Origin of the sequence: Peribacillus sp. NPDC096622 (assembly GCF_044762665.1) — a bacterium.
Lineage (GTDB): Bacteria > Bacillota > Bacilli > Bacillales > DSM-1321 > Peribacillus > Peribacillus frigoritolerans_B.
Genome location: NZ_JBIWES010000008.1, coordinates 152,728 through 167,552, shown reverse-complemented (window position 1 = coordinate 167,552; position 14,825 = coordinate 152,728). Strand labels below are relative to the sequence as shown.

The following is a 14,825-nucleotide window of genomic DNA, read 5'->3' as shown; positions in this document are numbered from 1 at the left end:
TCTATTTTTTTTACTCCTTCTCCGCTTCCTTTAAGCGTATGACAGTATCGGCATCCGGTGTAATATAAATGGTCTGCTGATGGTCATAGATCACGAACCCGGGCTTGGAACCGTTCGGTTTCTTAACATGGCGAACTTGTGTGAAATCAACGGGCACTGAACTCGATTGCTTTGCTTTACTGAAGAAAGCTGCTAATACGGCTGCCTCTTTTATCGTTTTTTCACTTGGCGCTTCATTTCGAATCACAACATGTGAGCCGGGTATATCTTTCGTATGAAGCCATATTTCATCACGGCGTGCAAACTTATTCGTTAAATAATCATTTTGTTTATTATTCTTCCCGACAAAAATGAGATCTCCGTCTGTAGCATAATATGTTTCAAGCTGCGGTTTTGCATTTGCAGGCTTTTTCATGCCTTTTTTCTTTTTTTGCCTAATGTATCCTTCTTCCTGAAGTTCTTCGCGAATCTCCTCTATATCTCTGGGTGACGCTGATTGGAGCTGCTGATGCAAGGCTTCGAAGTAGGCCAATTCCAATTTTGTTTTTTCGATTTGTTCTTGGACGACTCCGACTGCATTTTTGGACTTTTGGTATCTGGAGAAGTATTTTTGTGCATTATCTGATGGGTTTTTTAATGGGTCAAGCGGGATGGTGACCACACTTTGTTCTTCATCATAATAATTGACGACTTCTATTTCCTTCATGCCTTTTTTCATCTGATATAGATTAGCTGTAAGCAGCTCACCGAACAACTGATATTGTTCTCCGCGTTCCGTATCTTTTAATGTACGTTCAAGCTTCCCGATTTTCTTTGAGTTCTTTTCGATTTCATTAGTAATGAAACGTTCTACATCCTGGCTCTTTTGCTTAACCCGATCTCTTTCTGCCTTTCCGAAGTAATAGCGGTCGAGCATTTCGCTCAATGAAGAAAACGTACGTTGATTCCCAGTCAGATGCTCTAGTGAAAGCATATAAAAAACTTCTTTATTTCCATCTTGTTTGATCGTGGCAACATATTTCTGTTCCGAGATTTCTTGGATAATTTTTAAAAAAGCTGTTGGAAGGGTCGTGCTGTTGGCAAGTCCAGCCCGGTAGACGGCTTCCTTTGCAACTAATGGTGAAACTCCTGAAAAATGGGCAACAAGCTGTCGATCCAGCTTTCCTGCATTGAAGTCAATGTTCTTCCTGATATCGTCCTCGGTAGCCTCGAAGGGGTCATTCTTTTCTTGTGCGGGTGGAGCCTTATATTCCTGGCCGGGCAATATCGCCCGATAACTGTTAACGGCATGTGATACATGCTTAATGCTGTCCAAAATCATATTTCGTTCTTTATCGACTAAAACAATGTTGCTATGTCGCCCCATGATTTCGATGATTAACTGCTTTTGAGAGACATCGCCAAGCTCATTGCGGCCCTTCACTTCAAAAATGATCATCCTATCAAGTTCATATTGATAAATATTTTCTATCGTATAACCTTCGAGGTGCTTCCTAAGAAGCATGCAGAACATGGGTGCCTCTTTGGGATTTTCATAACTTTCTTCGGTCATTTGAACCCTCGAATAACTTGGGTGGGCTGATAATAAGAGCTTATGGTTCTTACCTCCAGCACGAACAACCAGTATTACTTCATTTTTATAAGGCTGATGTACCTTATTGATTCGTCCACCTTTTAATAAAGAAGCGATTTCTTCCGTCATCGCCTTCGTAAATAATCCATCAAATGACATTCTATTTTTACTTCCTTTACATAAGATTTTCTAAGAACTCATTTTTGCCGGGCGTTATAAATCGATCGGGGCTGCCCATTTTAGTTAATCACAATTTTTAGCGAACTGGGTGAAAGCAGGAGTTGCAGTTCAGTGAATGGATTCTTTTTTTATTTCCTGATATTTATTCAAAATTGGTCCATTCATCATGATTACAGTTCGTTCATTCAAAAAATTAACCGGATCGTTCTTCTTTCCGCAATTCTGTTTAATTATAGCATTATTTTGGACGAGTCTGAATAATCATGGAAGAAGAGCAGGTTGTTTTATGTATCGGTAAGCAGGCAGGTGTTGGGTGAGTAAAGCAAAAAGCGCCTGTTGAGATGTATACAGGAGCCTATTTCATTCTATTCAAAGGGATGTGTGATACTTGATGGAGTTCAGGGAAATGAATAATCAAGAAATGGAGAAAGCGCTTCAAACAAACGTTACACACGGTTTGGACGATGATGAAGTAAAGGACAGGCTGCGAAAGAATGGTTTTAACGAATTGAAGGAAGGAGAAAAACAGTCAGCCATTCTTTTATTTTTCGCCCAATTCAAAGATTTCATGGTCATTGTTTTACTTGCCGCGACATTGGTCTCCGGGATATTGGGTGAATATATCGATGCGATTGCCATCATGGCGATTGTTTTTTTGAATGGATTACTTGGTTTTTTTCAAGAACGGAAGGCAGAAAAATCCTTGGATGCCTTAAAGGAAATGGCTGCACCTCAAGTTAACGTGCTTCGAGATGGCCAGTGGCTGAAAATCCCATCGAGAGAAGTTGTTGTAGGGGATATCCTGAAGTTTTCGAGCGGTGACCGTATTGGTGCCGATTTACGGATCATCGACCATTCAAGCCTTGAAATAGAAGAGTCGGCACTTACCGGCGAGTCACTCCCGGCCGTTAAATGTTCTGATCCATTGATGAATGAGGTTGAAGGTATCGGTGATCAGGAAAATATGGCGTTTATGGGAACGATGGTGACAAGAGGGAATGGAGTCGGAATCGTAATCGCTACAGGAATGAATACGGCGATGGGGAAGATTGCGGATCTCCTGCAGACCGCAGAAACAAAAGAAACACCGCTTCAACGGAGGTTGGAGCAGCTGGGAAAAATTTTGATCGTCACGGCTTTAATATTAACTGTAATCGTGGTCCTGACTGGTGTCATTCAAGGACATGACCTTTATACGATGTTTTTAGCCGGGGTATCTTTGGCAGTTGCGGCGATTCCGGAAGGCCTGCCGGCCATTGTGACCGTAGCCTTGTCTTTAGGTGTTCAGCGTATGATCAAACAAAAAGCGATTGTCCGTAAACTTCCCGCCGTAGAAACGCTTGGCTGTGCAACGGTGATTTGTTCAGATAAGACAGGTACACTGACACAAAACAAAATGACGGTGACGAAGGTTTGGAGTGGGGGGAAAACTTGGGATGTCGGTGGTTCTGGTTACAATCCGGTCGGAGAGTTTTCTTTAGAAGGAGTTTCAGTTGCCCCGAAAAACCATAATGCCTTGCTTCAAATAATTACATTCGGCATGCTCTGTAATAAAGCTGAGTTAAAGGAGAATGGTAAACAATATATTTTAGACGGTGATCCGACAGAAGGGGCGATGTTGGTCGCGGCAATGAAAGCGGGATTGACGAGGGAACACCTATCTAAGAGGTTTACGATAGTGAAGGAGTTTCCATTTGACTCTAGCCGCAAAATGATGAGTGTCATAGTGAAGGATGATAAAGATAATCATTTCGTTATCGTAAAAGGTGCCCCGGACGTATTGATCGCCCAGTCCGACACGATTCTTTGGGAAGGAAGGTCGGAAATATTAAATCGGGAGAGTAAGGAAAGGGTGCAACAGGACATGAATGGGCTTGCATCGCAGGCACTTAGAATGATTGCTGTGGGTTATAAACCTCTTTCAAAAGGAACGATTTTGCTGCATGAAACCGAAGCAGAGCGCAATTTGACCTTCATGGGACTGCAGGGCATGATCGATCCCCCGCGTCCGGAGGTGAAGCAGGCAGTTAAGGAATGCCGGGATGCCGGGATCAAAACTGTCATGATTACAGGCGACCATGTAATAACCGCAAAGGCAATTGCTAAAGACCTCGGAATTTTAAAAGGAAAAGACCGTGTACTTGAAGGACGGCAATTGGCGGACATGGAAGTCGGGGAACTTGAGGAAGTTGTTGAAAGTGTTTCGGTATTTGCCCGCGTTTCCCCGGAACATAAGTTAAAAATCGTAAAAGCCTTGCAAAATAAAGGGCATGTTGTTGCGATGACAGGGGATGGTGTCAATGATGCCCCTGCGATAAAATCAGCCGATATTGGTATATCCATGGGCATCACGGGGACTGATGTCGCTAAGGAAGCTTCTTCCTTGATATTGGTTGACGATAATTTTGCCACAATTAAATCAGCCATAAATGAAGGCAGGAATATTTATGAAAACATCAGGAAGTTCATCCGTTATCTGCTAGCATCCAATGTTGGGGAGATTTTGGTCATGTTTTTTGCGATGCTATGTGCCTTGCCATTACCTTTGATACCAATCCAGATCTTATTCGTGAACCTTGTAACTGACGGACTGCCTGCGATGGCATTGGGCCTGGATTCCGCAGAAGAAGATGTAATGAAAAGAAATCCAAGAAATGCTAATGAAGGTGTTTTTGGAAGAGGGCTTGGCTGGAAGATCATCTCACGTGGTTTTCTGATCGGGGTTTCTACATTGATTGCATTTTATGTTGTATATCGTGCAAATCCGGATAACCTTGCTTATGCACAAACGATTGCGTTCGCTACCTTGGTCCTGGCTCAGCTTATACATGTATTCGATTGCCGAAGTGAACGTTCGATCTTCTCGAGAAATCCATTCGGTAACCTTTATCTAGTGGGGGCGGTGATATCCTCCCTATTATTGATGGTAGCCGTCATGTATGTGCAGCCTTTACAAACAATCTTTCATACGGTACCGATTTCGGGCAGGGATTGGTTATTAGTAATAGGAATGGCATCCATTCCAACTTTTTTACTGGCTGGAACCTTTTTAGCAAGAAAAGCACAATGATATATGATATAATCTTTAAGGTGGTAGAGTCTTGCTCTATTGCCTTTTTATTTTTGTAGTATTTTATTTGTGAGCTAAAGTTTTTGTTCTTTAGCTAATATATAATGAATGTTTAAGGCCAAATTACTACATTATGTTTTGATAGGATGTGGAACCATGGTTACCAGTATGACGGGCTATGGAAGAGAAGAAGCGGAAAACGAACAGGTCAGGGTTTTTGCTGAAATCAAGACCGTGAACCATCGTTTTTGTGAATATATGATTCGAATGCCGCGCCAGCTTTTGGTTTTGGAAGAAAAGGTGAAGAAGAAGGCGAATCAATACATAAGAAGGGGACGGGTGGAAATCTTCATTACAGTGGAAGGTGAGAGCCTTGTTTCCAAAAAGGTGAAGATCGATTGGGATCTTGCTGATCAATATGTGGGATTGATGGATGAAGTCAAGGGAAAATACAATCTGGAAAGTTCAATTACATTACAGGATATGCTGCAACTTGAATCGATTTTCATGACGGAAGAAGTACCCGCCGTTCCTGACGATTTGGAATCCCTGTTAATGAAGGCTGTCACGGGGGCATTGGAAAATTTGAAAAAAATGCGGAATCTGGAAGGTCAAGAACTTGCCTTGGACATGAAACGCCAGCTTGAAAAGTTTGGTGAGATTGTAGCAGGGGTCAAGATGCATGCACCTTCAGTCGTCGAAAAATATAAAGCCCGGTTGGAAATCAAACTGGGCGAGTTGACTGATGGATTGATAGAAGATAGCCGCATTGTGACAGAAGCGGCAATTTTTGCTGATAAATGTGATATAAATGAAGAACTTACCAGACTCGATAGCCATGTACAGCAATTTTCAAGGACCCTTACCCATAGTGAACCAATTGGAAGGAAACTTGACTTCCTTGTTCAGGAAATGAATAGGGAAGTCAATACGATTGGATCAAAGGCAAATGATTCGGCCATTACCAAAGAAGTGGTGGAAATGAAAAGTTTGCTTGAAAAATTGAAGGAACAGGTTCAAAATATCGAGTAGTCGGTTTATGATGAACCTAACAAGGTGACAATAGATATGAATGGGGGACAAAAATGTCAATTAAGCTCATTAATATTGGTTTTGGGAATATCGTTTCCGCGAACCGGATTGTATCCATCGTGAGCCCTGAATCGGCTCCGATCAAAAGGATTATCCAAGACGCCCGAGATCGCGGATCCTTAATAGATGCTACATATGGTAGAAGAACTAGGGCCGTTATAATTACAGACAGCGACCATGTTATCTTATCTGCCGTTCAACCGGAAACGGTTGCCGCACGGCTTCAAGATAGAGATGACAGCGTAGAAGAGGGGTAACTGAAACAATATGAGAGAAAAAGGTTTATTAATCGTTTTGTCCGGACCATCCGGTGTTGGTAAAGGAACTGTTAGGAAGGCGATTTTTTCTCAGCCAGGAACGGCATTCGAATATTCAATTTCGATGACGACAAGGCTGCCTCGCCATGGTGAAGTGGACGGAGTGGACTATTTCTTCAAAAAACGCGAGGAATTCGAAGCACTGATTGAAGAAGGCAAATTGCTGGAATATGCTGAGTTCGTCGGTAATTATTATGGAACACCCGTGGATTATGTCCGTGAAACAATCGATTCCGGAAAAGATGTATTTCTGGAAATAGAAGTTCAAGGAGCTAAACAGGTCCGGGAGAAATTCCCTGAAGGACTTTTCATTTTCCTTGCTCCTCCGAGTTTGACTGAACTCGAAAGCCGCATCGTTACTCGCGGAACCGAGACGGAGGAAGCGATAAAAGGCCGGATGAAAGTGGCCAAGGAAGAAATAGAACTTATGGATCTGTACGATTATGTTGTTGAAAATGATCATGTGGATGCAGCATGTGCTAGAATTAATGCAATTGTAATTGCCGAGCATTGCCGTCGGGAAAGAGTTGCAGTTTTATATAAAAAAATGTTGGAGGCGGAATAAATCATGTTATATCCATCAATTGATTCTCTATTACTAAAAATCGATTCTAAATACTCACTTGTATCGGTGGCAGCTAAACGCGCCAGGGAAATGCAAATTAAAGATAATTGCCTTGTAAAACCGGTTTCCCATAAAGCGGTAGGTCGTGCCCTTGAAGAAATTCATTCCGGTAAATTGACTTACGATAATTCTTACGAGGAAAACTAAGAAAACACAGAGCTTGACCTATCGGGCCTGACACCCTAAAGCAAACAGGAGCGTTACATTTGGAAAGTGCTTCCTTCCTGCGGCCAAGGTGTCAGGCCTGTTTGTTTTGATTTTTTTAAATTAATGGGGGAATCCATTGGTTATTGCGCATTTCGAATGAAATTTCTTCGGTTTTCCGTCATAATTAGAAAAAATAGAATGTACAGTTAGGGGAAATTTGCATGCTTATCGATAAAAAAGTACTTCTTTGTGTCACCGGCGGGATTGCTGTATATAAGGCTGCTGCCCTGACAAGTAAATTAACTCAGGAAGGTGCTCATGTTAAAGTGATCATGAGTGAATCGGCACGTAAGTTCGTGACGCCGCTCACCTTTCAAGCACTTTCGAGAAATGATGTGTACACAGATACTTTTGATGAGAAGGATTCTTCAGTCATTGCCCACATCGACTTGGCTGATTGGGCTGATATCATCCTTTTGGCTCCAGCTACAGCCAATGTCATTGGCAAAGTAGCCAATGGAATCGCGGATGATATGATCACTACCACACTATTGGCAACGGAAGCACCTGTTTGGGTTGCGCCGGCAATGAACGTGCACATGTACGCGCATCCAGCGGTTCAGAAAAATATGGAGACACTTCGGTCGTTTGGATACCAATTCATTGAACCGGGTGAAGGGTATTTGGCCTGCGGATATGTAGGAAAAGGGCGATTGGAGGAACCTGAAACAATCGTAGAACACCTTAATCGATATTTCGGTGAACGCAAATCACAGCAACAGCCTCTTAAAGGAAAGAAATATTTGATAACGGCAGGACCGACACGTGAAGCGATTGATCCGGTGCGTTACGTGACGAATCATTCCAGCGGCAAAATGGGCTATGCCCTTGCCGAAGAGGCAATTGAAATGGGCGCTGAGGTGACTTTGATTACTGGCCCAGTGAACTTGACGCCACCTCCCGAGGCTAGAGTAATACCAGTGGAATCAGCAGCAGATATGTATGATGCGGTATTTGATCAGTTCGATACCATTGACGTCGTAATCATGACGGCTGCAGTGGCGGACTATAAACCGAAGATTTATCATACTCAAAAGATGAAAAAGCAGCCAGGGGAAAATGTGATTGAATTTGAACGGACAAAGGATATCCTTAAGGAACTCGGTGAAAATAAAACTCATCAGATTTTGGTTGGCTTTGCGGCTGAAACGAACAACGTTGAAGAATACGCAAGAGGAAAATTAGTCAAAAAGAATGCAGATATGATCGTTGCCAATAATGTTACCGTCGCAGGGGCAGGATTTGGAACGGATACGAACATCGTGACCATTTACGATAAAAATGGAAGTGCGACCGAACTTCCAAAAATGAGTAAAGCGGATATAGCTAAAAGCATCCTGGCAGAAGTATCTCGCATGCAAAAGGAATGATATCTTATGGATATAGCATCCGTCATCGTGGATGTACCTGCTAAACAAACGGATCGAGAATTCGACTATCGCATCCCTGAAAAGTGGAACCAAGTCATCAAGCCCGGAATGAGAGTCATCGTCCCATTCGGTCCAAGAATGGTGCAGGGGTTCGTCACAGGTTTAAAAGCTAAAAGCGATTTTGCGAAATTGCGCTTTATAAAGGAACCGATGGATTTGGAGCCCATCCTTAATGATGAATTGCTTCAGCTCGGTGACTGGTTGACCAAAAAGGCGATGTGTTTTAAAATTTCAGCGCTACAGGCCATGCTTCCGGCAGCGATGAAAGCAAAGTATGAAAAAGTTATTAAAGTCGTTGAAGATAAAGAGGGTCAGCTCCCTCCCTTCATTCAAAACCTTTTCGGAAAAAATGATTCAATATCTTGGAAAGATGTGATTGAAGGGGAGAATGCCTCCCTCTTCCAAAAGGAAATGCAAAATGGCAATCTTGAGCTCGTATATAATGTGAAAAACCGACTTAACAAGAAGACGGTCCGTGTCATTAAATCTTTGCTTTCCCCTAAGGAACTGAAAGAAATGGCATCAGCCATATCCAGCCATGCAAAAAAACAACAGGAACTCCTTCAATACTTTATTGAACATCAAGAACCCATTCCGTTAAAAGAATTGCTTGAATTGATGAACACATCAAGCGGTACCGTCAAATCCCTAGTGTCAAAAGGGGCCTTGGCTGAAATGGATCAAGAAATATACCGTGATCCTTATGAGAACCGTGTGTTCGAAAAATCCATTCCCTTTACACTAACAGCTGAACAAACAGCTGCATTGAAGCCTATCCAAGAGAAAATACATCATGATGAACATGATGTATTCCTTCTATATGGTGTAACCGGCAGCGGGAAGACGGAAGTGTATCTGCAGGCAATTGCCTCTGTCATTGAAAAAGGGAAGGAAGCCATCATGCTTGTACCTGAAATCTCCTTAACGCCACAGACGGTGAAGAGGTTTAAGGAACGATTTGGGGAGCAGGTAGCTGTCATGCATAGCGGTTTATCCGTAGGTGAAAAATATGATGAATGGCGGAAAATTCACCGTAAAGAAGTAAAAGTGGTGGTGGGGGCGCGTTCCGCCGTGTTTGCTCCTTTTGAAAACCTGGGTCTGGTCATCATTGATGAAGAGCATGAATCCAGTTATAAGCAAGAAGAAACGCCAAGGTACCACGCGAGGGATGTTGCCATCGAAAGAGCAAAATCATATGGTTGCCCGGTTATTCTTGGCAGCGCCACACCTACACTTGAATCTTTTGCGCGAGCCAAGAAAAATGTCTATAAATTATTGACCCTTAGCCAGAGGATGAATAAAAATGCGTTGCCAGCAGTGGATATTGTAGATATGAGGGAAGAACTAAGAACTGGAAATCGTTCCATGTTTTCGGAGCTGCTCTTCACCAAGCTGAAAGACCGGCTTGATAAGGGGGAGCAAACAGTCCTGATGCTAAATAAAAGGGGGCATTCTTCCTTTGTGATGTGCCGAAGCTGCGGATTGGTCATCAACTGCCCTAATTGTGACATTTCACTCACATATCATCGCTTTAATGATATAATGAAATGCCATTATTGTGGGTTTGAAGAGGGAATGCCTTCCGTTTGCCCTGAATGTGAAAGTGAACATATAAGGTTCTTCGGAACAGGCACTCAAAAGGTTGAAGAAGAACTTGCAAAAATTCTCCCGGAAGCAAGGGTCATACGAATGGATGTTGACACGACGAGTAAGAAGGGTTCACATGAGCGATTGCTGAATGCCTTTGGTGAAGGAAAGGCCGATATATTGCTAGGTACCCAAATGATAGCCAAGGGTCTTGATTTTCCTAATATCACTCTTGTTGGAGTCCTTTCAGCCGATACAATGCTGCATCTACCTGATTTCCGTTCTTCGGAAAAGACATTTCAGCTGCTGACACAGGTCAGCGGAAGGGCGGGACGTCATCAGCTTCCGGGTGAGGTGGTCATCCAAACCTATACGCCTGAGCACTATAGCATCGAGCTTTCTGCCCTGCAGGATTATGATGCTTTTTATGAACGGGAGATGCATCTAAGGAGGCAAAGTCATTACCCTCCATATTATTATGTTGTCCTTATAACCGTTTCACATGAAGACTTAATGAAGACGGTGAGTGTTACTGAGAAAATCACCAATTATTTAGGCTCGCGATTGAATCGGGATTCTATCGTACTAGGTCCGGTTGCTTCGCCCATTAGCCGAATCAACAATAGATATCGCTATCAATGTCTGATAAAATACAAACGAGAGCCGGACCTGAATCAGCATTTACGCACACTTTTAGAGCATTACCAAAAAGAAACCGCTCAGAATCATCTGCAGATTTCAATAGATTTAAATCCACAGATCATGATGTAATTATTTAAGAGATGGATGATTACCGCGAGCTGTTACAGCTTGCGTTTTTATATAATGAAGTGTTGTTTTTCATATCTAGGAGGGTACCTTTAATTTTGGCTATTTTACCGATTGTTTTGTTTCCTGAAAAAATTTTACAACAAAAATGCGATAAAGTAACAAGTTTTGATAAAAAGTTGGCAAAGCTGTTAAATAACATGTATGAAACGATGGTGGAGGCGGATGGCGTTGGACTTGCAGCACCTCAAATTGGCGTTAAAAAGCAAGTGGCCGTCGTTGAAATAGAGGAAGGATCAGGTGCAATCGAACTGATTAATCCGGAAGTGCTGGAATTGGAAGGCGAACAGACAGGTGTTGAAGGATGCTTGAGCTTCCCGAGTTTATATGGTGAAGTATCACGTCCTTACCGTGTCAAAGTCCGGGCACAAGACCGAAAAGGATCTTATTTCGAGATAGAAGCGGAGGATTTCCTTGCAAGGGCCCTTCTACACGAAATCGATCATCTGCAAGGAATTTTATTTACAAGTAAGGTTTCCCGGTATATTTCGGAAGAAGAGTTAGAAAGGTATGGAGAAGAATGACAAAAATAATTTTTATGGGTACACCGGACTTTTCAGTGCCGGTCTTGAAAAGAATCATAGATGAAGGGTATGATGTGATCGCCGTTGTCACACAGCCCGATCGTCCAGTAGGCCGAAAAAAGGTGCTAACGCCGCCGCCAGTTAAAGTCGAAGCCGAAAAGCATGGGATACCCGTTTATCAGCCTGAAAAAATCCGTGAAAAAGAAGAACTTGAAAAAATCATTGCATTGAATGCTGACTTAGTGGTGACGGCGGCTTTCGGACAAATCCTTCCGAATGAATTGTTGGATGCCCCTAAGTACGGCTGTATTAATGTACATGCCTCCCTGCTTCCTGAACTGCGTGGAGGGGCGCCTATTCATTATTCCATTTTACAGGGGAAAGAAAAGACTGGGATAACCATAATGTATATGGCGGAAAAATTGGATGCCGGTGATATATTGACTCAGGCGGAAGTTACTATAGAGGAAGAAGACAATGTTGGTACACTGCATGATAAATTAAGCAAGATAGGATCGGATTTACTTGCGGAGACACTTCCAAAACTTATAAATGAAGAGTTACAGGCAATCAAGCAAGATGATGCTAAAGCATCTTTTGCGCCTAACATCAAACGGTCGGAGGAAAAAATCGACTGGTCGAAATCAGGGGAAGACATCTATAACCATGTACGCGGCCTGAATCCTTGGCCTGTTGCTTATACAACCTTAGACGGTTCCATTATGAAAGTTTGGCAAGTAAAGAAAATTGAAGATGGCAAACAGGCCTTGCCGGGCACGGTCATCGATGTACAAAATGATGGTTTCATCGTTTCGACAGGCAATGAGACGGCAATACTAGTAACAGAACTGCAGCCTTCAGGAAAGAAAAAAATGCCAGCGAAAGATTACTTGCGCGGAGCTGGATCGTTCATTAAAGCAGGCATGAAGTTAGGAGAACAGAATGAAGCAAACTAAAAAGGGAGTACGTGAAATCGCTCTCGATATTTTGGAATCTGTAGAGAAAAACCAATCTTACAGTAACCTATTATTGAACAACTTGATTAAAAAGCACCAGTTATCCGTCGTGGACAGTGGTTTGCTTACAGAAATAAGCTACGGTACCATCCAGCGGAAAATGACTTTGGATTATTTTTTGAACCCGTATATTAAACAACCTAAAAAAACGCAAAGCTGGGTCATCAATTTACTTAGACTTTCCGTTTACCAAATGGTCTATTTAGATAAAGTGCCTGACCATGCAATCATTTTCGAGGCTGTCGAAATTTCCAAAAAGCGCGGGCACAAGGGTACATCTTCGATGGTCAATGGTGTGCTTCGTAATATTCAAAGAAATGGTGTTCCTTCTTTAGGGGAAATTAAAGATGATCTGGAACGGCTTTCCATAGAAGTAAGTCATCCTATTTGGCTGGTCCAGCGTTGGGTAGAGCAATTTGGTTATGAAAAAACCAAGGAAATGTGTGAAATCAACTTAACTGCGCCATTACAGACAGGACGGGTTAATCTAAAGAAGATTTCACGCCGTGAACTGATCAGCATATTAACGGAAGAAGGATATGATGTTGAAGCAAGTGAAGTCGTTCCCGAAGCAATCGTCAGCTATAAAGGGAATCTTGCTCATTCAGAAAGCTATAAAATGGGGTATTTATCGATTCAGGACGAGAGTTCAATGCTTGTTGCCCATGCATTGGGTGCGAATGAAAATGATGCTGTGCTCGATTGCTGTGCTGCACCTGGAGGGAAAACGACACATATCGCAGAAGGCTTGACCACAGGACAAGTATATGCGCTCGACCTTCATGAGCATAAGGTCAAGCTCATTAAAGAGCAGGCGGAGCGCCTGAAACTCAGAAACAATATAAAGACAATGGCCCTTGATAGCAGAAAAGTGCAAGAGCACTTTAATAAGGAAGGGTTTGACAGGATCTTGATCGATGCACCATGTTCCGGGTTGGGAGTAATGCGCCGGAAGCCAGATGTAAAGTATACTAAAACAAAAGATGATATAATGAAACTCTCAAGTATACAAAAACAATTATTGGAATCGGCTGCCCCGCTTGTTAAGCAAGGCGGACGGTTAGTATATAGTACCTGTACGGTGGATAAAGAAGAAAATGATAAAGTCGCTGCAGCATTTTTGGAAAGCCATCCGGATTTTGAAAGCGATGCAACCTTGTCCACAAGAATGCCTGAAAGCGTTCAGCCATATATCGAGGGTCATACGCTGCAAGTTTTTCCGCAATATTTTAGCAGTGACGGATTCTTTATTGCGAGTTTTAGAAAGAAGGTGCTGTAATGGCAGAAATCACTAAATCATCTAGAGTAAGAAAAGACACGACACCAGAAAAACCATCGATCTACTCATTGGAGCTTCACCAAATTAAAGAATGGCTTATTCAAAATGGAGAGAAGGCATTCCGGGCCGATCAAGTATATGACTGGCTTTATAAAAAGCGTGTCTCCAGCTTTGAAGATATGTCCAACCTCTCGAAATCACTACGTGATAAGTTGGAGTCACAATTCACCTTCACTACATTGAAGACTTTAATTCAGCAAACGTCCAATGACGGAACGATGAAGTTTTTATTTGAACTCCATGATGGATATTCGATTGAAACGGTGCTGATGCGTCATGAATATGGAAACTCCATTTGCGTGACAACGCAGGTAGGGTGCAGAATTGGCTGTACATTCTGTGCGTCGACACTAGGCGGTTTAAAGCGGAATCTTGAATCAGGGGAAATTGTTGCCCAGGTCGTTAAAGTTCAGCAAGCACTTGATGAATCGGATGAACGTGTTAGTTCTGTCGTCATCATGGGAATCGGTGAACCGTTTGATAACTACGATAATATGATGTCATTCTTGAAGAATATAAACCATGAAAAGGGCTTGAACATCGGGGCGCGTCATATTACCGTTTCCACAAGTGGAATCATTCCTAAAATCTATAAGTTTGCCGAAGAAAGCATGCAAATAAACTTTGCTGTTTCCCTTCATGCACCGAATACGGAATTGAGAAGTAAATTGATGCCGATCAATAAGGCCTACAAACTTCCAGACTTGATTGAAGCCATCAAATACTATACAGAAAAAACAGGTCGTCGTGTAAGTTTTGAATATGGTCTATTCGGTGGCGAAAATGATACAGTGGAGCACGCTGAAGAATTAGCAGCTTTAATAAAAGGGATAAAATGCCATGTAAACTTAATACCGGTTAACTATGTACCGGAACGCAACTATGTACGAACACCTCGGGACCAAATTTTTGAGTTTGAAAAAACATTGAAGAAGCGCGGCATTAATGTAACGATCCGAAGGGAACAAGGCAGTGATATTGACGCAGCCTGCGGCCAGCTTCGGGCCAAGGAGCGTAAAGAAGAGACGAGGTGACCC

At 42.5% G+C, this 14,825-nt stretch carries 12 protein-coding genes; 11 read left to right on the top strand and 1 reads right to left on the bottom strand.

The window, feature by feature from the left end:
• Positions 1-10: 10 nt before the first annotated feature.
• Positions 11-1,732, bottom strand: a complete 1,722-nt coding sequence (locus ACIQYG_RS16090; protein WP_402839629.1) for an Rqc2 family fibronectin-binding protein — start codon at positions 1,730-1,732, stop codon at positions 11-13.
• 412 nt (positions 1,733-2,144) lie between these two features.
• On the opposite strand from ACIQYG_RS16090, the gene ACIQYG_RS16085 reads away from it, so the two are divergent.
• The 11 genes from ACIQYG_RS16085 (at position 2,145) to rlmN (ending at position 14,822) form a co-directional block, all read left to right on the top strand.
• A complete protein-coding gene (locus tag ACIQYG_RS16085; RefSeq protein WP_402839768.1) occupies positions 2,145-4,823 on the top strand; it encodes a calcium-translocating P-type ATPase, SERCA-type in 2,679 nt (892 codons plus the stop codon).
• Positions 4,824-4,979: 156 nt separating this feature from the next.
• On the top strand, positions 4,980-5,855 hold the full coding sequence (locus ACIQYG_RS16080; protein WP_402839626.1) for a YicC/YloC family endoribonuclease: 876 nt from the start codon (positions 4,980-4,982) through the stop codon (positions 5,853-5,855).
• Positions 5,856-5,908: 53 nt separating this feature from the next.
• On the top strand, positions 5,909-6,172 hold the full coding sequence (gene remA, locus ACIQYG_RS16075; protein ID WP_034313813.1) for an extracellular matrix/biofilm regulator RemA: 264 nt from the start codon (positions 5,909-5,911) through the stop codon (positions 6,170-6,172).
• 10 nt (positions 6,173-6,182) lie between these two features.
• Positions 6,183-6,797 carry a guanylate kinase gene (gmk, locus tag ACIQYG_RS16070; protein ID WP_034313809.1) on the top strand — a complete coding sequence of 205 codons (615 nt, stop codon included), beginning with the start codon at positions 6,183-6,185 and terminating at the stop codon, positions 6,795-6,797.
• Positions 6,798-6,800: 3 nt separating this feature from the next.
• Entirely contained in the window at positions 6,801-7,004 is a 204-nt protein-coding gene (rpoZ, locus tag ACIQYG_RS16065; RefSeq protein ID WP_076366615.1) for a DNA-directed RNA polymerase subunit omega, read from the top strand.
• Between the two features lie 221 nt (positions 7,005-7,225).
• On the top strand, positions 7,226-8,434 hold the full coding sequence (gene coaBC, locus ACIQYG_RS16060) for a bifunctional phosphopantothenoylcysteine decarboxylase/phosphopantothenate--cysteine ligase CoaBC (RefSeq protein ID WP_402839620.1): 1,209 nt from the start codon (positions 7,226-7,228) through the stop codon (positions 8,432-8,434).
• A 6-nt stretch (positions 8,435-8,440) separates the two neighbouring features.
• Complete coding sequence (priA, locus tag ACIQYG_RS16055; protein ID WP_402839617.1) at positions 8,441-10,852, top strand: primosomal protein N'; 2,412 nt, start codon at positions 8,441-8,443, stop codon at positions 10,850-10,852.
• A 95-nt stretch (positions 10,853-10,947) separates the two neighbouring features.
• On the top strand, positions 10,948-11,433 hold the full coding sequence (gene def / locus ACIQYG_RS16050; RefSeq protein WP_402839615.1) for a peptide deformylase: 486 nt from the start codon (positions 10,948-10,950) through the stop codon (positions 11,431-11,433).
• A complete protein-coding gene (fmt, locus tag ACIQYG_RS16045) occupies positions 11,430-12,389 on the top strand; it encodes a methionyl-tRNA formyltransferase (protein ID WP_402839612.1) in 960 nt (319 codons plus the stop codon). Before def ends, fmt begins: the two co-directional genes overlap by 4 nt.
• The gene (gene rsmB, locus ACIQYG_RS16040) at positions 12,376-13,728 is read left to right on the top strand and encodes a 16S rRNA (cytosine(967)-C(5))-methyltransferase RsmB (protein ID WP_402839610.1); all 1,353 of its coding nucleotides are present in this window, start codon (positions 12,376-12,378) and stop codon (positions 13,726-13,728) included. Before fmt ends, rsmB begins: the two co-directional genes overlap by 14 nt.
• A complete protein-coding gene (rlmN, locus tag ACIQYG_RS16035; RefSeq protein ID WP_402839607.1) occupies positions 13,728-14,822 on the top strand; it encodes a dual-specificity RNA methyltransferase RlmN in 1,095 nt (364 codons plus the stop codon). Before rsmB ends, rlmN begins: the two co-directional genes overlap by 1 nt.
• The last annotated feature ends 3 nt before the right edge of the window (positions 14,823-14,825 follow it).

Bases quoted from the DNA above. Each gene is read 5' to 3' on its own strand.
- ACIQYG_RS16090 (WP_402839629.1), bottom strand. From the start codon at position 1,732: ATGTCATTTGATGGATTATTTACGAAGGCGATGACGGAAGAAATCGCT.
- coaBC (WP_402839620.1), top strand. From the start codon at position 7,226: ATGCTTATCGATAAAAAAGTACTTCTTTGTGTCACCGGCGGGATTGCT.
- rlmN (WP_402839607.1), top strand. From the start codon at position 13,728: ATGGCAGAAATCACTAAATCATCTAGAGTAAGAAAAGACACGACACCA.
- fmt (WP_402839612.1), top strand. From the start codon at position 11,430: ATGACAAAAATAATTTTTATGGGTACACCGGACTTTTCAGTGCCGGTC.
- ACIQYG_RS16080 (WP_402839626.1), top strand. From the start codon at position 4,980: ATGGTTACCAGTATGACGGGCTATGGAAGAGAAGAAGCGGAAAACGAA.
- rpoZ (WP_076366615.1), top strand. From the start codon at position 6,801: ATGTTATATCCATCAATTGATTCTCTATTACTAAAAATCGATTCTAAA.
- gmk (WP_034313809.1), top strand. From the start codon at position 6,183: ATGAGAGAAAAAGGTTTATTAATCGTTTTGTCCGGACCATCCGGTGTT.
- rsmB (WP_402839610.1), top strand. From the start codon at position 12,376: ATGAAGCAAACTAAAAAGGGAGTACGTGAAATCGCTCTCGATATTTTG.
- remA (WP_034313813.1), top strand. From the start codon at position 5,909: ATGTCAATTAAGCTCATTAATATTGGTTTTGGGAATATCGTTTCCGCG.
- priA (WP_402839617.1), top strand. From the start codon at position 8,441: ATGGATATAGCATCCGTCATCGTGGATGTACCTGCTAAACAAACGGAT.
- ACIQYG_RS16085 (WP_402839768.1), top strand. From the start codon at position 2,145: ATGGAGTTCAGGGAAATGAATAATCAAGAAATGGAGAAAGCGCTTCAA.